Origin of the sequence: Amniculibacterium aquaticum, from assembly GCF_003852705.1 — a bacterium.
GTDB classification, from domain to species: Bacteria; Bacteroidota; Bacteroidia; order Flavobacteriales; family Weeksellaceae; genus Amniculibacterium; species Amniculibacterium aquaticum.
On sequence record NZ_REFA01000014.1, the window covers coordinates 46,623 to 66,258 of the forward strand.

General features: G+C 37.2%; 15 protein-coding genes. 8 read left to right on the forward strand and 7 right to left on the reverse strand.

Annotation, left to right across the window (positions count from 1 at the left end; genetic code table 11):
- Positions 1 to 15: 15 nt before the first annotated feature.
- Together dnaG and clpP are read left to right on the forward strand one after the other, a co-directional pair.
- Positions 16 to 1,935, forward strand: a complete 1,920-nt coding sequence (gene dnaG / locus EIY84_RS07620; RefSeq protein ID WP_124641858.1) for a DNA primase — start codon at positions 16 to 18, stop codon at positions 1,933 to 1,935.
- 79 nt (positions 1,936 to 2,014) lie between these two features.
- Positions 2,015 to 2,698 (forward strand): ATP-dependent Clp endopeptidase proteolytic subunit ClpP, encoded by a 684-nt coding sequence (gene clpP / locus EIY84_RS07625; protein ID WP_124641860.1) that lies wholly within the window; start codon positions 2,015 to 2,017, stop codon positions 2,696 to 2,698.
- 74 nt (positions 2,699 to 2,772) lie between these two features.
- Here clpP and tpiA read toward each other — a convergent pair whose 3' ends face one another.
- The 4 genes from tpiA to EIY84_RS07645 form a co-directional block, all read right to left on the reverse strand.
- A complete protein-coding gene (gene tpiA / locus EIY84_RS07630) occupies positions 2,773 to 3,534 on the reverse strand; it encodes a triose-phosphate isomerase (protein ID WP_124641862.1) in 762 nt (253 codons plus the stop codon).
- 259 nt (positions 3,535 to 3,793) lie between these two features.
- The gene (locus tag EIY84_RS07635) at positions 3,794 to 4,147 is read right to left on the reverse strand and encodes a TerB family tellurite resistance protein (protein WP_124641864.1); all 354 of its coding nucleotides are present in this window, start codon (positions 4,145 to 4,147) and stop codon (positions 3,794 to 3,796) included.
- 33 nt (positions 4,148 to 4,180) lie between these two features.
- Positions 4,181 to 5,269: a BT_3928 family protein gene (locus EIY84_RS07640; RefSeq protein ID WP_124641900.1), complete on the reverse strand. Its 1,089-nt coding sequence runs from the start codon at positions 5,267 to 5,269 to the stop codon at positions 4,181 to 4,183.
- A gap of 30 nt (positions 5,270 to 5,299) precedes the next feature.
- On the reverse strand, positions 5,300 to 5,851 hold the full coding sequence (locus tag EIY84_RS07645; protein ID WP_124641866.1) for a DUF1599 domain-containing protein: 552 nt from the start codon (positions 5,849 to 5,851) through the stop codon (positions 5,300 to 5,302).
- 149 nt (positions 5,852 to 6,000) lie between these two features.
- Here EIY84_RS07645 and folP point away from each other — a divergent pair, with 149 nt between their 5' ends.
- Positions 6,001 to 6,843: a dihydropteroate synthase gene (gene folP / locus EIY84_RS07650; protein ID WP_124641868.1), complete on the forward strand. Its 843-nt coding sequence runs from the start codon at positions 6,001 to 6,003 to the stop codon at positions 6,841 to 6,843.
- Here the strand turns inward: folP and EIY84_RS07655 are convergent.
- Both EIY84_RS07655 and EIY84_RS07660 read right to left on the reverse strand, forming a co-directional pair.
- Entirely contained in the window at positions 6,836 to 7,072 is a 237-nt protein-coding gene (locus EIY84_RS07655; RefSeq protein WP_124641870.1) for a hypothetical protein, read from the reverse strand. The two genes, folP and EIY84_RS07655, sit on opposite strands and share 8 nt — an antisense overlap.
- A gap of 1 nt (position 7,073) precedes the next feature.
- Positions 7,074 to 9,521: a DUF5686 family protein gene (locus EIY84_RS07660; RefSeq protein ID WP_124641872.1), complete on the reverse strand. Its 2,448-nt coding sequence runs from the start codon at positions 9,519 to 9,521 to the stop codon at positions 7,074 to 7,076.
- Positions 9,522 to 9,729: 208 nt separating this feature from the next.
- Between EIY84_RS07660 and EIY84_RS07665 the strand changes: the two genes are divergently transcribed.
- The 5 genes from EIY84_RS07665 to EIY84_RS07685 all read left to right on the forward strand — a co-directional run bounded on the left by EIY84_RS07665 (position 9,730) and on the right by EIY84_RS07685 (position 18,725).
- Positions 9,730 to 11,265 carry a glycoside hydrolase family 10 protein gene (locus EIY84_RS07665; protein WP_124641874.1) on the forward strand — a complete coding sequence of 512 codons (1,536 nt, stop codon included), beginning with the start codon at positions 9,730 to 9,732 and terminating at the stop codon, positions 11,263 to 11,265.
- Positions 11,266 to 11,429: 164 nt separating this feature from the next.
- Positions 11,430 to 14,126: a sensor histidine kinase gene (locus EIY84_RS07670; protein WP_164472025.1), complete on the forward strand. Its 2,697-nt coding sequence runs from the start codon at positions 11,430 to 11,432 to the stop codon at positions 14,124 to 14,126.
- A gap of 51 nt (positions 14,127 to 14,177) precedes the next feature.
- Positions 14,178 to 14,840 (forward strand): LuxR C-terminal-related transcriptional regulator, encoded by a 663-nt coding sequence (locus tag EIY84_RS07675; protein WP_124641878.1) that lies wholly within the window; start codon positions 14,178 to 14,180, stop codon positions 14,838 to 14,840.
- Positions 14,841 to 15,039: 199 nt separating this feature from the next.
- A complete protein-coding gene (locus EIY84_RS07680) occupies positions 15,040 to 16,491 on the forward strand; it encodes an SUMF1/EgtB/PvdO family nonheme iron enzyme (RefSeq protein WP_124641880.1) in 1,452 nt (483 codons plus the stop codon).
- Positions 16,492 to 16,565: 74 nt separating this feature from the next.
- A complete protein-coding gene (locus EIY84_RS07685; protein WP_124641882.1) occupies positions 16,566 to 18,725 on the forward strand; it encodes an Ig-like domain-containing protein in 2,160 nt (719 codons plus the stop codon).
- A gap of 256 nt (positions 18,726 to 18,981) precedes the next feature.
- On the opposite strand, the gene EIY84_RS07690 is transcribed toward EIY84_RS07685, so the two are convergent.
- A complete protein-coding gene (locus EIY84_RS07690; protein WP_124641884.1) occupies positions 18,982 to 19,635 on the reverse strand; it encodes a rhomboid family intramembrane serine protease in 654 nt (217 codons plus the stop codon).
- Between the last annotated feature and the right edge of the window lies 1 nt (position 19,636).

Sequence of the window (19,636 nt, forward strand, 5' to 3'; positions counted from 1 at the left end):
TTGTATTTTTACCCCATGATTACTCAAACAACGATAGACAAAATATTTTCGACCATTCGGGTCGAAGAAATTATTGGCGAGTATGTTCAACTGAAAAGGGCAGGAGCAAACCTAAAAGGACTGAGCCCATTTCGAGACGAAAAATCTCCCAGCTTTGTTGTTTCTCCAAGTAAGCAAATTTGGAAAGATTTTTCCACAGGAAAAGGAGGCAATGCCATATCCTTTCTTATGGAAATTGAAGGATTTACCTATCCCGAAGCCTTGCGTCATGCTGCTAAAAAATACAGCATCGAGATCGAAGAAGACAAAAGAGAACTTACAGAAGAAGAAAAAAAATCCCAAACCGATCGTGAGTTGTTGTACAAAATTCATGAAGTGGCCAACGATTTTTTTCAAAATATTCTTTGGAACGACGACGAGGGCAAAGCCATAGGTCTATCGTATTTCAAAGAAAGGCAACTCTCGGAAGCCATCATCAAAAAATTTCATTTGGGATATTCACCGGAGCTTAAAAATGCCTTCACCCAATTTTCCCTGGACAAAGGTTATACTCAAGATATTTTAGTGAAATCGGGTTTGTCCATTTTTCCTGAAAATGCCCCCAACGGGATCGATCGTTTTAGGGAAAGAGTCATTTTTCCCATTCATAATTATTCGGGAAGGGTTGTAGGTTTTGGAGCCAGGATTTTGAAATCCAATGTGAAAACGGCCAAATATCTCAACTCTCCGGAAACCGAAATTTATCACAAGTCCAATATTCTCTACGGTTTGCACCAAAGCAAACAAGCCATTTCCAAAGAAAATCTATGTCTTTTGGTAGAAGGGTATATGGATGTGGTTTCCTTGCATCAAGCCGGGATTGAGCATGCGGTGGCCAGTTCCGGAACGGCATTAACTACGGAACAAATTAAGTTGATAAAAAGACTTACTGAAAATGTAACGATTTTATTTGACGGAGATACGGCAGGCATCAAGGCGAGTTTTAGAAGTATCGATTTGCTCCTTCAACAAGGGATGAATATTCGGGTTTTGTTGTTTCCTGACGGACACGATCCCGACTCATTCTCAAAAGCCCATCCACAAGAGTTTGTAGAAAATTTTATTAAAAATGAAGCCAAGGATTTCATCGATTTCAAAGCCGAAATTTTATTAAAAGAAGCCGATAACGATCCCATAAAAAAGGCCGAAGCCATACGCGATATCGTGAAATCTGTAGCTTTTGTGACCAATTCCTTGAAGCAGGAAGTCTATTTGCAAGAGGTTTCTGCCAAGTTTGGGATTAGCCAACAAAGTCTTTTCAACGAGTTGGGAATTCAGAATCAAGTAGCTCATAGCCAGCCACAACACAGGGTTCAGAACCAGGTTCAGCCCAAACTAGAAGTGGTTTCTGAGCAGAATTTTACCATAGAACCTCTCTTGCTTTTAGAAGAAAAACTGGTAGAATTGATGCTGAGATACGGAGATCGAGTGATCACAAGAACCGATCAGGACAACCAAACCTACAAAATTTCGGTGATCGAAGAAATCATACATCATTTTTCTGAAGACGATTACGAACTACAAACTCCACTGAATAAAAAAATTGTGGGCGAAATACAGGATGGACTAAAATCGAACACACTAAGATCAGGTGATTTTTTTGCCACTTTGATGGACGAAGAACTCTCGTCCAAAGCGGCTGATGTCTTGATTGAACAGTACCAAACCAGCGATTGGTCCAAACACAACATCTACTTCAGTAAAGAAGAAGAATTGGTACCCAAAATTATTTCGGATATCATGATTAGGCATAAAAGAGAATATATTGTAAAGTTGATTGATCAAATGAAAAATCAATTGGAAACAACTGAAGACAAGAACGAGATTTATATGAAAATTATTGCACTGTCGCAGTTGAAAAATACTATAGATCATCAAATGTATCGGGTTTTATGACAATTTGGCGCTCACTTTTTCAGGAATGATTTTTGTGGAATAAAAAAATATTTTAACTTTAAAAATAAATTATAATACAATGGATATAAAAAAGGAATTTAGAGATTTTTCTGTGAAACATCTCGGTAATAGTGGTTTGGTAACCGATCAATATATGGGAATTTTTAACCCAACCAATCTTACGCCCTACATCATGGAAGAAAGAAGATTGAATGTAGCACAAATGGATGTTTTTTCTCGTTTGATGATGGACAGAATTATCTTTTTGGGTACAGGGATTGATGACCAAGTTGCCAATATTGTAACGGCTCAGTTGCTGTTTTTGGAGAGTTCGGACTCTAGCAAAGACATTCAAATTTACATCAATTCTCCAGGAGGCAGTGTCTATGCCGGTTTGGGAATTTACGACACCATGCAGATCATTAAGCCCGATGTAGCGACCATTTGTACAGGTATGGCAGCATCTATGGGAGCTGTTCTTTTGGTTGCCGGAGAAAAAGGGAAAAGATCGGCTTTGAAACATTCTAGAGTGATGATCCATCAGCCTTCCGGTGGTGCACAAGGTGTTGCCAGCGACATGGAAATAAACCTAAGAGAAATGCTGAAGTTGAAAAAAGAATTGTACGACATCATCTCTCACCACTCGGGTCAAGATTATGAATGGGTTGAAAAATCTTCGGACAGAGATTATTGGATGACTTCTGAAGAGGCCAAAACCTACGGCATGGTCGATGAAGTTTTGCAAAGATCAACAGAAAAATAATTATTTCTGAACGATACAAAAAATGGTGTTCCTTTTTCGGGACACCATTTTTTATGTTTGAAGTGGATGAATTTCTAAGCGTTAAATCCTTCGATAATTTTAGAGAAATCTTCGATTTTTAGAGCAGCTCCACCGATCAAACCACCATCTACATCGGGTTTAGAAAAAATTTCTTTGGCGTTGTCCGGTTTTACAGAGCCTCCGTACAAAATGGAAACCTCCTCAGCCGTTTCTTTACCGTATTTTTCAGCGATTAAATTTCTGATGAAGGCATGCATTTCCTGTGCCTGATCTGGTGTAGCGGTTTCTCCCGTACCGATGGCCCAAACCGGTTCGTAAGCAATCACCACTTTTTTTATTTCTTCTGCAGAAAGGGTAAACAAAGCCACTTGAGTTTGGTTTTTGATGACTTCAAAATGTTCACCTTTTTTTCTTTGTTCCAAAGTTTCGCCGTTGCAATAGATTGGTGTCAATCCTGCATCCAAAAGGGCTTTTACTTTTCTGTTGGCATGGGAGTCGGTTTCGCCATGGTACAATCTTCTTTCAGAATGGGCAACCAAGGCACCGGTAGCTTCTATGGATTCGAGCATATCTACAGACAGTTCGCCGGTATAGGCACCACTTTTGTGTTCGCTAACATCTTGCGAAAATACACCAATTTCATCCTGCTCGTACAAGTCTTTCGCCATCATAAGATACAAAGATGGCGGAGCAATCCACACTTCGCATTGGGTTGAATTTTCTTTTTTATATTCTAATAATTGAGCCATCAATTGTTGTGCATCAATTACATTTTTATTCATTTTCCAGTTTCCGGCAACGATATTTTTTCTCATTTTTCAGATTTATTTTTGGGGTAAATATTTTTTATTAAAACATGACAGCATACAAAATAACAAAATGCAAAACAGAGTCACATAGGAGGTATCGTTTTTGGTAAAAAGAAAGAAATAGTAGTAACACAATAAATCTCCGTCCTTGACGGGCTCTATATGTAACTGTGCGATCTTATTCCTACAGGTCTTATGCTCCTAAGTGGTTTTATTTGCGGATTATTTATTTGTTACAATTTTTTCATGTACCTAGAGTTTTTTTTTATTGAATTTTCCAAATGTTTTTCAAGAGTTTGTAGTACAGGTGTTCTCGTTCGCTAACGATTTGATCTGCTTTTATTAAAGCTTTAGCAAAGTGGATGAAGGATTTTCTTTCATCGGCTGTCGAATCGTCTAAAAAACAATGGGCATGAAATTCGAAATGATCTTTCCAATCCTCTTGTTGCAGTGTGGCAATCACTTCCAATTCATTGTCCAAGTTGATCTGAAAAGGAAATTCCTCGCTTAGATATTGGTGTATTTTTTTTCCTTCTTCTGGCGAAAAATGACCGTCAACAGAAGATAGAATCATTAGCAAATGGTATCCTGCGATGGATTTGTTGGATTTTTGTAACATGATATTTGGGATGTAAGTGAAGTAAATGTACGATTATTTGGACAAATAGTCAGCGGCAGGAAGCTTGTCCACAATGGTTCCGTTTTTCAAAATCAAAACAAAAGGATTGCTTCTGGCGATGGTTTTGGTTGCTGTTGCGTCCATAATTGCTTTGTTGATGGTTTTAAAGATATTCGGATCTGTAGATATGCCCATTACAAAAGCCTCTTTTTCGGCTTTAGCTTTGGCCTCTAATTTTGCAATCATTTTAGGATCTACTTTTTCCGGAGCATACGAAAAGATCAGTACAGCCTTTGGCGCTTGGATGATTTGGTCGGTAAAGTTCTGTCCAGAAGCGTCTTCAATATTAAATTTGCTGATTTCAGATTTGTATCCTTCGTGCGTAAGTTTAGAAATGTCTTTTCCTTCCACAATTTCCCAAGGAGTCCCTTCTTTCCAATATTCTTCCAGATTGACATAGTCGTCTTGGTTTACGATCTTTTCTTCTTTCGTTTTGTTGTTTTTAAGGGTGTAAAAAGTTTTGTATTCGGATGGATTTTTTGCTATTTTTTCCTTTTCAACTTTCAGATTGGTACCGATTTTATAATCTCTAAAATCGATCATTGGCTCGTTACAAATTCCATAACCCATGATGGATGCAGAAGCAAATGTGGATAATAACAATGCTATTTTTTGAAATTTATTAACCTGAATTTTCTGACTGAACGATTTTTTATAGCCCAACCAAAGCAAGATGAGTCCAAGTAAAAGGAAAATGTCTTTGTAAAAACTTTGCCAAGGTGTAAATTTTATGGCATCACCAAAGCATCCACAATCCGTAACTTTGTTGAAATAAGCCGAGTAAAATGTCAAAAATGCAAAGAAAATACAAAGTGCAATCAGTAAAGCCAGACTTTCTTTAATCTTAATTTTCAACAACAACATCAATCCTAATAGCAGCTCGAAAGCCACTACAAAAATAGCAATGGGCAAGGCTTGTTTTTCAAAAAAAGGCAGGTTGAATACGCTTGCAGAAAAATATTCTTCTAGTTTAAACGAAAAGCCTACAACATCTACAGCTTTTACAAAACCAGAGGCAATAAAAATAAGGGCAACAACAATTCTCAGGAGGTTTACAAAAATCATTTTATACAAGTTTGTGTTTTACAGTTTTTAGGATTGGTTTTCTTCAACAATTTTTATCAGGCAGAAAACCGCATAGTTCAACATGTCATAGTAGTTGGCATCCAAGCCTTCGGAGACCAAAGTTTTACCTTGGTTATCTTCTATCTGTTTGGTTCTCAGTACTTTTTGGTAGATAAGGTCGGTGATGGATGTGGTTCTCATTTCTCTCCAAGCTTCGCCGTAGTCGTGGTTTTTTCTTTCCATCAGGGCTTTTGCTTCTTGGGCAAAGAAATCATAATTTTTTAAGGTTTCCTCTTTGTTTTCGTACAAACTTTCAGAGGTTCCTTTTTCCAATTGTATCAGTCCAATGATGGCATAATTGACAATGGCAATAAAGCAATCTTTTTCATTTTCGTCTTCAATTTTTTGTTCAGATTTGGTTTGCAAGGTCACCAATCGCTTTATTTTTATGTAGATTTGGTCGGTAACAGAACTGCTTCTAAGGATTCTGAATGCAGATCCGTAGTCTTCGTATTTTTTAGAGAAAAGATTTCTACATTCGGAAATCGCTTTGTCGTACTGTATGTTGGTTTTAATCATGATAATTTTCTAAAAAGCTCAAAGATAATGAATTTGATGAGAATTTTGTTTGAATTATTTCAGAAGTTAATCGTGATTTTTTTTAGATAAATTTTGATTTTCCTTGAGATCTCAATCTCTAGAATCTGTATAAATCTTATTTTTGTTCCATGAAATCACAAGAAACCATCTTTACACTGAATACTCAAGGGACAATACAACTTTTGGAACGCCCCAAAATAATGGGAATACTGAATGTTACACCAGATTCCTTTTCGGATGGTGGTCAATTTTTCAGCATTAAAAATGCAATTTTGCATGTAGAGAAATTGATTTCTGAAGGTGCCGATATCATCGATATTGGTGCTCAATCGACCCGACCAAACGCCGAGTTTATTTCAGCCAAACAAGAAATCGATAGACTTGGGAAAATCATTATGCATATTAAAAAAGAATTTCCCAAAACTGTAATTTCTTTGGATACTTTTTATGCAGATGTTGTTCGTTTTGCAGCTGCTGAAGGGGTGGATGTGGTCAATGATATTTCTGGTGGACAGTACGATGCAGAAATGTTGAAAACCGTTGCTGATTTGGGTTTGCCCTATGTTTTGATGCATGTGAACGAACGGTATTCTGAAATGCACGATAAAAAAATAGACGGCGATGTTATACCAGAACTCAATCGTTATTTTTCAAAAAAAATAAACCAATTGTATGATTTAGGGATAAAAGATATAGTCTTGGATCCGGGAATAGGCTTTGGGAAAACCATTTCCCAAAATCATCAAATCTTGGACGAGCTCCATTTGATAAATTTTGGAAAATCCCCAGTGTTGGTGGGGATTTCCAGAAAATCGTTTATCTACAAACCTTTGGGTAAGTTGCCAACTGAAATTGTTGAAGAAACCCAAAAACTGCATTTGAAAGCCTTAGAGAATGGGGCAAATATCCTCAGGGTCCATGATGTGGCAGCTACGAAACAGACCGTTGATGCTTATCTGAAATTTAGTTAAGTTGCGCCATTTTGTCGGCATATTCTTTGGCAAAAAGTTTACGATCTTCTTCCAATTTTTCAATGTTGGTGGGTAGGGTATAACCAAAAAGAACTTTGTTTTCTTCGTCTAAAAAAAGTAGTTCTTTCTCCTTTCCATCAATCATTTGAGAGAAAATTTCCCACATCGAGGCATCTTTTAATTTCAACAATTCAAAAAAATCTTTGGCTTTTATTTCTATGGTTTGCATCTTAAAATCCGAGTAATTTAAATTTAATTTGGATGGCAAAGTTATGCTTAAAATCCGAACTGGCATAATGACCCACACGGTAGAAAAAGCCGATGTTGTATTGTGTTGCTAGAAAATTATTCCATTCCAGACCCACTTCCTGGTACAGATGATCCAGCTTTTCAAAGTCGAATTGATGGATTTTCGTGTCCTTCATATCGCCAATAATCCCTCTGTAAACCAAATCAAAGCTGGAAATGTTTTTCCCAAATGTTCGGAAATACCATGGTATTCTGTGGGTAATGTAGGTGCCCACAAATTTGTCATTAAAATATTTTCCGCCTTCCATGGTGGCAAAACCAAGATAAGATGTCAAGTTGTAGTTCAGTTGGTTGTTTCCATTTCCCAATCCGTTCATCATAAATTTGTGCCAAATAGGAGCATTTCCCGTTGTGAAACCGCCGTATAAACGAATGCCCGATGTGCCGATTTTGGTTTTGAATTGGTGCACCAATAAGGCATCCCAACGGCTGTAGTTCAGTTCACCACCAAATAAGTTTAGACCTTGCTCATAATTCAGGTAGAAATCGGGATAATTTTCCTCAAAGGTGAATTTTCCTGATGGGGTCATGATGTTTTTGGATTTTGGAGCATATTTTAAAGTGACCATGGTGGAAAAATTCTGAAAATTCTGTCCCAAATTATTGAAGTTATAGGCAAATAAAGCCTCTTCATTTTGTTTTTTTGAAGAAACATTTAAAGTAATTCCGTTGGTAATGTCGTGTTCATAAGCCATTTTGAAGCCTTTGTATCGGAAAAAACGATTGTTGTTCAGATCTACTTCAGAGTTCATAAGGCCCATTTTCATGTTCCAAAGATTTTCGTTAAACCTCCCTGCTGCAATGACATCATCAAAATATTCGGCACGGAAAAAAGCATTTCTTTTCAGTGAAGTTTTCACATCAACACCCATTCCGTATTTCCATTGAGAATCTCGGAAACCATAGCCGACATAGGCATCGGGTGAAATGTAAGGATGGAATTTTTCGTTTAGTTTTACAGCCAAAGTGGTTCTAAATCCTTCATGCAGATTGAATTTTAATATTTTTGGAAGGTCAAAATCAAACATGCCCAATCGTAATTTTCCTTTGACAAAACCAGAAAGTAAGCCTATTTTCTGATCGATTTTGTACTTTTTTCCAACGCTGTCAATTTTTTCATAAGTGGTCAGTTCTCTTTGGCTTAGACTATCGGTTCTGTATTGGTCCAACAATTTACCGTTGGCATTTCTTACCTCCAAACTGTAGCCTTCAAAATCCTTTTCTCTATTGGTTAAAGGGGTGGTAAAGTCGAAATAATCGGACTTCATGTAGGCATAATTTCCAAATGATTTGGGCTTTCGCTTGGGTGAGTTTTCAGTTTTTTCTTCGGCTTTCTTATTTGAGTCATTGAAAACGGTATTTCCCAGTCGAATCTTTAAATTCTCCGATTGCAAAAACCATTTTCCGTTGTGCAAAGTCCAAGTACTGGAAATGTACCCTTCGTTTTTGATTTTGGAGTTGTGTTCAATTTTTTTGATGCCGTAGGTTGCAGCATCAATGTACAGGAAGCCTGTAAATTTTCGTCTGCTGTTTTTATCTTTGTAACTTGCCGGCCTGAATTTGATTACATAAGTCTTTCTTCCATCAATATCCAGCGAATCGGTAAGGAAAAAACGGTACAATTTTCTGTTTTCTTCTTTGATCTCTCTTGGGACTCTGTTTCGGTTGCTTCGCAGCGTCATCATCTCGTACAAAGGTTGGTTAAGGCCGGAAACGCGATTGTCCAATACCAAAGTTTTTTCCCCTTTTTTCTTAGACCAAAGAAATTCCATGGCTCTTTCCCAAATAAAAAGTTTGCTGTCTTGTAACAAATGCATGAACTGAATGCCCTCCAACGAGTCTTTTTTCTTATTTTTATTTTGGTTGATGTTGGGTTTCAAGGATTTTAGAGAGTCCAATCGGTTGTTGGTAAACTGTTTGAAGCTTGCAATACTGTCCTGATCAAAATCCATCGAGATTTTTTCATACGCTTTGAAGGAATAAGAGTCCAAAGACTTGGGTGAATTTTCATCGTAGTGATTGTTTACTTTTTTTAGCAAAGCAATGGCACGAGGATCGTTTTTGTCGGCAATGGTAACCGTTTCTATCGCCTTTTGTTTGGGATCATCCACGGTAAGTTGTACTTTCATGTTTTTTTCGACAAAGCTTTCTTCATCATAAAATCCAAGTGCTTTTATTTGAATTTTTTTGCATTTGGTACTGAACTTTAATTCGCCCTTGTCATCGGTTTTTCCTAAAAATTTATCCACACAATAGATGGAAGCACCTTTTATGGGCTTGTTATCCAAGCGACTGACCGAAATGGTGTTTTGAGCGAAAAAAAGAGAAGGAATAAAAATAAAGATCAATAAAGCAGCAAATTTTCTCATGGTTTTTGTATAATCAGTCAAAAATAACAATAAAATTGAAACTTTTTTATGAATGTTGAAAATAAAACACAATCATTCGGTTTATCTTTGGTACTATTTGAATCTATAAATGATTATAAAGGCTAAACTTGCAATTTTTTTGTTAATTTTAAATAAAAATATTATTATTGTGTTGAATGGTCTTATATCCATACAAAACAACAGAATTATGAAAGCTAAAAACCTTTATATTGTACTTTTGTCGTGTGTCTTTTCTACTTGGAATGGTCAAGGCAAAGCCTCTTTTGATTCTTCAATTAATGAGAGATCCCAAGCGGTAAATTCAACAGAAATTGAAGCGACTTTGCCCGAAATAAACAGAGAGTTTAGAGGTGTTTGGATATCTACGGTAGCCAATATCAATTGGCCGTCTAAAAACAATCTGTCGGTTGCACAACAAAAAGAAGAAGCCATAAAAATGTTGGATCTTGTACAAAATGCCAACTTTAATGTGGTGATTTTGCAAGCCAGACCTTCTGCAGATGCCTTGTATAAAAGTAGCTTAGAGCCTTGGTCTTATTTCTTAACAGGCGAAACCGGCAAAGTACCTTTTCCTTTTTATGACCCTTTAGAATTTTGGATTTCCGAAGCCCATAAAAGAGGACTGGAACTCCATGTTTGGATGAATCCTTTCCGTGCAAGTCATTCTACAGGAGGACCGGTAACCGCGCAATCCATGGTGAAGAAAATGCCCAACCAAGTGGTGAGATTAAAAAATGGAATGTATTGGTTTGACCCGGCCGATATCGAAACTCAAAACCATGTATCGAATGTGGTGAAGGAAATTCTGAAAAATTATGATGTCGATGGCATCCACTTCGATGATTATTTCTATCCTTACAAAGAATACAACGGTGGTGCCGATTTTCCGGATTACAAATCGTGGTCGGCGTATCAAAAATCGGGCGGACAACTTTCTAGACCCGATTGGAGAAGAGACCAGGTCAATCGCTTTGTAAAGCGAATTTATACCGAAATAAAAACCGATAAAAACAATGTGAAATTTGGAATTTCTCCGTTCGGAATTTGGAAACCCGGCTTCCCAGAAGGCATCACGGGAAGTTCGCAATACGATGAACTTTTTGCCGATGCCAAACTTTGGCTGAATGAAGGTTGGGTCGATTATTTTGCACCACAATTGTACTGGAAAATTGGAGGCCTCCAAGATTTTGAAGCTTTATTAAAATGGTGGCAACAAGAAAATAAAAAAAACAGACACCTTTTTCCCGGTCTGAATACGGTAGGATTGAAGAATGTTTTGGATAAACCCAAAGAGATCATCAACCAAATATTAATTGACCGAAAAATTGAAGAAAAAGATAAGGGGGTTATCCATTGGAGTATTGCCGGAATTACGAAAAGCAATGCCATGTTAGAAGCCCTGAAGTCGGTGTACCGTGAAAAAGCCATAGTTCCCGCTTCTCCTTGGTTGAAATCTGAAATCCAAACAAAACCGAGCATCTATTTGTTGACGGACGGCGATCGATTAAAAATTAATTGGATGACAAAAAAACAGCAAATAGTAAAACAATGGGTCTTGTTTCTGAAATACGGAAACGAATGGAAACAAGAAATCCTAATTCCAGAAACCTCCAATCGCTTGGTTGATGTGAAGTGGAACGGCAATAAGCTCAATACGGTAGCCTTGAAATACATTGATCCTCAGGGTAACGAGTCGCCTGCAGAAATTAGGAAAATGAATTGATGTTTTTTCCTTTTTTAGTTCAAACTTCCGAAATAAAATAGAATTTCGTACGGATAAAAATGGATTCAGATCTGATCTGAATCCATTTTTTTTATTTTTATTAGGAAATAAGTATTAATTTTAATCTGTAAAGAAGTTGATTTTTGTTCTAAATATAATTGGTTTTGCTTAAAAATAGAATATACAAACTGCTGTTTTTATTATTGATATTCCTTCAGTGGAAGGTCAGTGCTCAACATGCATCGTATCTGGAAACCATAACGGAAAAGGAAGGCTTACCGTCCAATTATATTTTTTCCATTACACAAGACGATACAGGAGTTATGTGGTTGGGTACGGATAAAGGTTTGGTAAAATACGACAATCATAAATATACAGTTTACGACAGCGATTCTGGATTACCGGGAAATTATGTAAATGTTGTTCAGTCTCTTGGAGGAAAGGGATTGTTATTGGAAATATCAGAAAAAGGGAAATATTATTTTGATATCCACAAAGAAAAAATTACTTCAGAATATAAGATTTTTAAAAATAAATATTCAATATTCAATATCAAAAAATCATTACAATATTCTAATTATCAGATTGTTAGTTTTTTAAATTCAACGATGGCTTGTGCAATCCATAAAGATCATCCAGAAAAACTTATTGAACTTAAATCTAAAGCATCTTCATCCGACCCCGATAAAATTAATTATTATTTAGAAACTAAAAATGGTTTACTTTTTTTAGCAAATTCGGATTATCTAAAGTCTCAACCCCTATTTTCAGACAGGAATTATCAGTATCAGTACCAATACGGAAAAGGAATTGTTCGTTATAAAAATGGAAAAATTGTAGATTTCCTAAACGAGAATACGGGTTTGGGGAGCAATTTGGTTTCTTCTTCATACCAAATGGCCAATGGAGATCTTTATTTTGCAACGCTCGGTAGTGGCTTGACCGTCATTAAAAAAAACAACCAAAGATCGGTTTTTGAGTTTGAGAAATTAAATCCAAAAGCAGTGGGCTACCAAGACGGTCAGTATTTTATACTTTCCGATGGTTTTTTGTATATTCTGAATGAAAAAAAAGTGGTGAAGAAAGTCTTTCTAAACAAAGATGCTCTTACATTTTCTTTGTTTGGTGATGAATTTTATTTGGGTTCTTTTACCGGATTTACAAAATATCATTTTCAAAACAATCAATTGAAAAAGTTGTCTCATCTTCCTTTGACATCGGGGATTTCAAAAATAATTAAGGCAAACAATAGCATTGTATTTTCTTGTTATGGGAGCGGATTTTATTCTGAACAAAACGGGAAATTCGTACAGCAGTCAACGCCGTATTTTAATAATATCGAAAATTTATTTCAAATAGAAGGAGGTAATTTGGTCTTTACTTCACAAGAATCCGGTTTTACCATTTTGGATAAGAACCGAAAGATTATTGGACATTTCAACAAAAAAAACGGTTTGCCCAGCAACAACATCCAATATGCATTTGGTGAAAAAGATACCCTGTGGATAGGCTCCAAAAAAGGACTGACCGCTGTAGTTCAAGATAAAATTTATCGTTCTTTTCAAGAGGCTCAAGGATTTGTCGGTACCAAAGTGCTTTGCATTTTCAAATCTTCCAACGATCAACTTTGGGTGATTTCGGATCGTATGATGATGAAAAAAGTGGGGAACCAACTACAGCCTCTGGAAAATATAAATTTATTGGATGGCAAAAATCCAATAAAGCACTGTTACTTTTCTTCAGAAAGGCAAGAATTGTTGTTGGCTATGAAAAATAGCATTTCCGTTATTAAAATTAAAGACATTAAGCCGAACGAACATCCCGAAGCCCCGAAACTGGAAAAAATATTGCTAAATGGTGAAAATGTAGAAAAAGAAAATTTCCTAAATCTAAAGGCCGATAACTATACTACAGAATTGTTTTTTGCATCGGTTGATAAAAATCCGCTTTCCAAAACCACCTATTATTATCGGGTAAACCAAAGCGAATGGAGGCCTTTTATTGAAGCCAATTTCCTTAGATTTCATCATTTGGATCAGGGAGAATATATTTTAAATTTCAAAACCATGAATGCCGATGGTTACGAGAATGTCATGCCTCAATCTTTGGTTTTGAAGGTCAATGAACATTTTTATCAGAATCTTTGGTTCATTCTGGGTTTGATCCTTTTTTTAGGCTCCATCACGGGTTGGTTTTTTTATGATATTAAAAGCAGAAAGCTTCAAAAAATGCATCAAGAAATGATGTTCGAAAGTAAATTGGAATCGGAGAGAAGACGCATCAGCAGGGATCTTCATGATAATATTGGCGCGTACACCACCAGTCTTATTTCTAAAGTAGATCAATTGCAAACCTCAAAAATAAAAAGTAAAAGCAGCAAGTTGGAAGAAATTCGCGAAAATGCCACTTACATCCTCAGTCTATTACGACAGACCATTTGGGTACTTTCCTTAAAAGATACCAGTGTCGAAAGTCTATACGATTATTTTAAAAATTATATTTATAAAATTATAGGCACTGAAAGTCCAATAAAAGTTGATTTTGTTGATGAAATAGAAAACGATAAACCGTTGGATTCCTCGAAAGCCATTGAGTTGTTTAGAATTTTGCAAGAAAGTTTTCAGAATATTTTAAAACATGCACAAGCCGATACCGTAGTCGTTACGGTAAAAAGTTCCGAAATTATCTCAATCACGGTAGAAGACAATGGTAAAGGCTTTGATGCAGAGCTTGTAAAAACAGGAAACGGTCTGCAAAACATGAAAGATAGGGCTCAGGAAATAGGGTTTTCAATAGAGATATTATCCAACAGTAAAGGAACGAAAATTTGTATTTTGGAAAATGAAAAATGCGTAAAATAGCTTAGTGTGTATGCAGTCGAGGATCTGTAAATTTGTTAAAAATTCATAGTTATGATTAGGGTAGCCATTGTGGACGATAATGCAGTCAATAGGAAAACCATAAAGGACAAACTTTTGCCTTATAGCGATATCCATTTGGCCTTCGAAGCTCATAATGGAGAAGATTTTTTTGTGCAGCTGGATGAATTTCCAAAAAATCAACATCCACAAGTGGTTCTAATGGATCTAGAAATGCCTAAATTGGATGGGATTTCTACCATTTCTTTAGCCTCAGTTCGGTATCCGGAAATGAAGTTTATCGTACTCACCATTTTTGAAGATAACGACAAAATATTTGAAGCCATAAAAGCCGGTGCTAGTGGTTATTTGCTAAAAGAAGACAAGGCTGTAAACATCGTAGAGGCCATAACCAATGTCGTGATGTTCGACGGTATCCCCATGAGTCCCGCCATCGCAAGACGAGCAATGAAGCTGCTTTCGGAATCTACCCCGCCTGAGAAAAAAATAGAAAAGACCTCGGATTATCAACTGAGTGATAGAGAAATGGAAATACTAAAAGAAATTGTAAAAGGTCATAATCCAAAAGAAATTGGTGAGAAGCTCTTTATTAGTCCCAATACGGTTCGAACCCATGTCAATAATATTTATAAAAAACTCCACCTCAATTCCAGAAGCCAAATTATCAATTTGGCTCATAAAAACAAATGGATATAGTTTTTTATATTCTTTTTGAAGTCAATTTCTTTTTGAAGTTGACTTTTTTATTTTTCACATTTTAACAAGTATATAATACGCTTTTTTGCGTATTGACATATAAAACGATCTTTTCTCAAATTTGATGAAAATTCTTTTTGATCAATATTCAAAATAAATTAATTCAAAAAATTTGTATAAACAACTAAACACAATTAACATGAGAACACAACAACTTTTAACAAGATTATTTGTTACAGCAATGCTTTTGGTAGGTGTAAATACCATGAAAGCAAACAATGTATCGATTACCGGAACAGCAGTGACCGGTAGCACACTCAGCTTTAATATCAGTTGGGAAAATTCTTGGTATGCCAGTGCAGCACCGGCCAATTGGGATGCTGTTTGGGTATTTGTAAAATACCAAGATTGCAATACCAAACTTTGGGCACATGCCAATCTGAGCACTACAGCCAACGATTTTAGTGCCGGAACTCCTTTACAAGTCGATCCTGTATCCGATGGAAAAGGAGTTTTTGTAAGACGGAGTGCAGTTGGTGGTGGAAACATTTCCAATGTTGCGGTTTCGTTAAAACTTAATATTCCTGCAGGTACTTACAACTACAAAGTTTATGGTATTGAAATGGTCAATGTACCACAAGCCAGTTTTCATCTAGGAGATGCAGTGGGTGGATACGGGTTTACACCACTTACGGTAGATGCCAATGCACAAAGTAATGGACTTACTACTGCTCAACTTGGTTCATATTCTGCAGATTTGCAACCTACTTTTCCCATGGGATACGATTCTTTTTATTGTATGAAATATGAAATTACCCAAGAACAATATGCCGATTTCTTGAACTCTCTTACTTTTACACAACAAAAAAACAGAGTCACAGGTGATCCAATATCTACTGCAGGTACTTATGTTACTTGGCCTACCTATTCCTACAGAAACGGTTTAGCTATTGTTACTCCGGGCAACAACGGAGCAATTCCAGCCGTTTTTGGTTGCGATGGCACTGCAGGAACTCCTAACGGTTCCAACGACGGGCAAAATATCGCCATGAACTCTATGTCTTGGGCAGATCTTGCTTCATATTTGGATTGGGCAGCACTAAGGCCAATGACCGAAATGGAATTTGAAAAAGTATGCAGAGGAACTTTACCAAGAGTAGATGGAGAATACATTTGGGGATCTACTGAAATTACACAAAGTACGAGTAGTAGCATTACCAATGCAAAAATGAGTAATGAAATTTCATCAGTTACTGTTAATAATGGAATGTGTAATTATGGAACAAATACCACAGCTATTAATTACGGACCTACAAGAGTTGGAATGTTTGCAACAGGTTCTTCCGGAAGACTCTCTGCGGGTGCTGCTTTTTACGGTGCAATGGAAATGGGAGGTAATCTAGGAGAAAGAACAATCGCTGTTAATGTAACCGGGAAAAATTTTATTGGTGAATTAGGAGATGGTACTATTAGCTCCACCGGTTTTGCAGATGTAGCAACCTGGCCTTCTAATTCAACGGCCTCTGGGGTGATTATGAGAGGCGGTGATTATTTAAATGCGGCGGTTTATGTTAGAACTTCAGACAGATCTTTTCTCTTTAACGACTCTTCTGCAAGAAGTTATAATGCCGGAGGTAGAGGGGTTAGATAACATTTTTTTTAGATGTATTTTATCTTGTTAAAGATAAAATTGTATAAAATAATAATCATAAAAATCTAAAAAAGATGAAACCAACTTATCAATATATAGTTGCATTCATTGTCTTTTTGGTCACTCACATTCCTATTTACTCCCAATACAATGGAGGTATTGCAGACGGTTCTTCTCTCAATATTTTGGGTCAGGTAACTTGCTCTACGCCTGGACATTATTATACCTATATGGGAGGGAGTGCAGATGGGAATTCTGTGGATACCAAGATGTATGCAATTTGTGACACGCCACCAGGCTCTTATGCCTATCTGGGTGGTGTTGGAGATGGAAGTACAGTGCATGGGGTTAGTTACCACTCTTGTGGTTTAGCTCCAGGTGCTTATGCTTATCTCGGTGGAATAGGTGATGGAAGTGGCTTAGAAACAAAATCGTTTGTAGTCTGTGCTTATCCACCACAATTCTATACCTATTTTGGAGGTAATTCTGATGGGGCTGTTGCGGATACAAAAGTGTATTGTACACCAACACCTCCAGTTGCTAACTTTACAGCTGCACCTACAGAAATTTGTGTAAACCAAACGGTGCAATTTACAGATGCATCTACCAATGCTGTAGCTTGGGAATGGACATTTACAGGTGGGACTGTTGTTGCACCATCAACATTGAATAGCCAGAATCCTGTGGTTAAATATACAACTGCAGGCACCTATGCGGTTAGCCTAAAAGCAATTAATCAAGATGGCGAAAATACCGTAACGAAAACGGCCTACATTAAAGTAAATGCAACTGCATCTATCTCTGGAACAAGTCCTAATTCTAGATGTGGGGCAGGATCGGTTACCCTAAGTGCAACACCTAATTCGGGAACTGTAAAATGGTACGATGCAGCAACTGGCGGTACATTGCTTTTCACCGGCAACTCTTTTACAACGCCAAGCATATCTACTACAACTACTTATTATGCTGAAGCATTTAATGGATGTACTGCTTCTACAAGAACGCCTGTTGTAGCCACCGTTAATACCGTACCAACCCTTACAGCTGCAAATGTAGAAAGATGTGGTCCAGGTGTTATTACCCTAACTGCTAACCCAAGTACCGGAACGGTAAAATGGTATGATGCAGCAACGGGTGGTACAGAATTAGGTACAGGAACTACTTATACTACTCCTGGTTTAACTGCGACTACAATTTATTATGCAGAAACTACTTCAGCCCAAGGTTGTACCTCTACAAGAATTGCTGTGGATGCTGTGATAAAACCGATACCAACCATAACATCAACTACTCCAGCTTCCAGATGCGGAACTGGACAATTGACCCTTCAAGCTTCATCCGATATGGGAACTCTTAGTTGGTATGATGCCGCTACTGGTGGTAATTTAATTCATACGGGAAATTCCTTCCTTGTGAATACCAGTGCTACAGTTACTTATTGGGTTGAGGCCGGCTTGAACGGATGTGTTTCTAATAGAGTTGCGGTAACTGCTACCATCAATGATGTGCCAACCGTTACTTCTACAACTCCGGCGAGTGTTTGCGTTTCTGGAAGTATGACGATAAGTGCAACCGCTTCATCTGGAAATATAAAATGGTATGATGCACCTACGGGAGGTAATTTATTAGGAAGTGGAAATAACTTTGTTACTCCAGTATTGAGCAGTACCACAGTGTATTATGCAGAAGCAGATAATGGAACTTGTAGTTCTGTAAGAAGTTCTGTTGTTGCAGAAGTTAAACAGACTTCTCCACCTGTAGTTAGCAGTTCTATTAATTTCTGTATAGGTGATGTATTGAACAATACTCCAATTGTGGGGAATACGATCACCTGGTACGATCAAGCAACCAATGGTAATGTTGTACCTGGAAGTACATTGCTTACCAATGGCACAACTTACTATGCGACACAAACTGTGAACGGTTGTGAAAGTAGCAGAGTTGCGGTCACCTTTGCCCAATCTACAGGTTGTCTGGGTGCTAATGATGTTCGGGATACTAAAGTTTTGGATATCACCGTTTATCCTGTGCCTGTTGTTGATTACCTTAATGTAGTTTCGCCAGAAGAGATTACAAAAATAGAAATCTATAGTTTGAGTGGACAAAAAGTGGTGTCTAAAACTGTGGAGAGTAAAAAAACGGAGATTGATTTCCAATCGTATCCGGCTGCTGGTTATTTGCTAAGAGTATTTACAAAAGACAGAGTGAAAGATGTGAAAATCATTAAAAAGTAAAAATTAGTCATTTTATAAAATTTAAACAGATTCTAAAAAAATCCGCTTCCTAAAAAATTAGGGAGTGGATTTTGTTTTGGGAACTTGCCCTAGCCCCGATTGCAGCGGCATCCTTTTGTGGAGCCTTGCGGAACAAAAGATACAGCGGAAAGCGGGAAATAGCTCCTGATTATTCATTTTTAGAGTAGAATTTGGGACAAAAAAATAAACCGCTTCGGAAAGTGAAACGGTTTTTAATTTTAATTTGAAGGAGGGTTTATCCTATTCTTTTCTTCACAATGATTTCATAACCCAGATAGATCAGTGGCAATGCCATAATGGTAAGTTGCCAACTGTGGCTCATGGCTACTTCGGGTTGGTTGGCTACGGCATAGGCCAATCCGAAAAAAGCACCTCCCAAATGGGCAGCATGTCCTACTTGGTCTTGAGGATTGGGATTGAGCATCATGTAAACCGAATATCCAAAATAGACTGCACCGAAAATATATCCAGGAATGGGAATGGGGATGAAAAATAAATAAATTCCGATTTCGGGGAGAATGGCAATTGCGGCAAATAAGACTCCGGAAACTCCACCACTGGCTCCGATTGCCGAATACCAACTCTGTTTTTTGTAAAGATACTGACAGAAGTAATTCCCTAAAATAATGGAACCCAGATAGATGATCAAAAATCCTATTTCGCCAAAGGCTTGTATGGCTATTGGTGCAAAAAAATACAATGTGAGCATGTTGAACAGCAAATGCGACCAACTTCCGTGCAGGAATCCTGCAGAGATCAGACGGATGTATTCTCCTCTTTGTACCGCAGCGACATTGAATTTGTATTTTTCAAAAAAGCGCATATCTTGAAAGCCTTTCATGCTGATGACGATGTTCAGGACAATGATGGCAATTAATATAAAATTCATG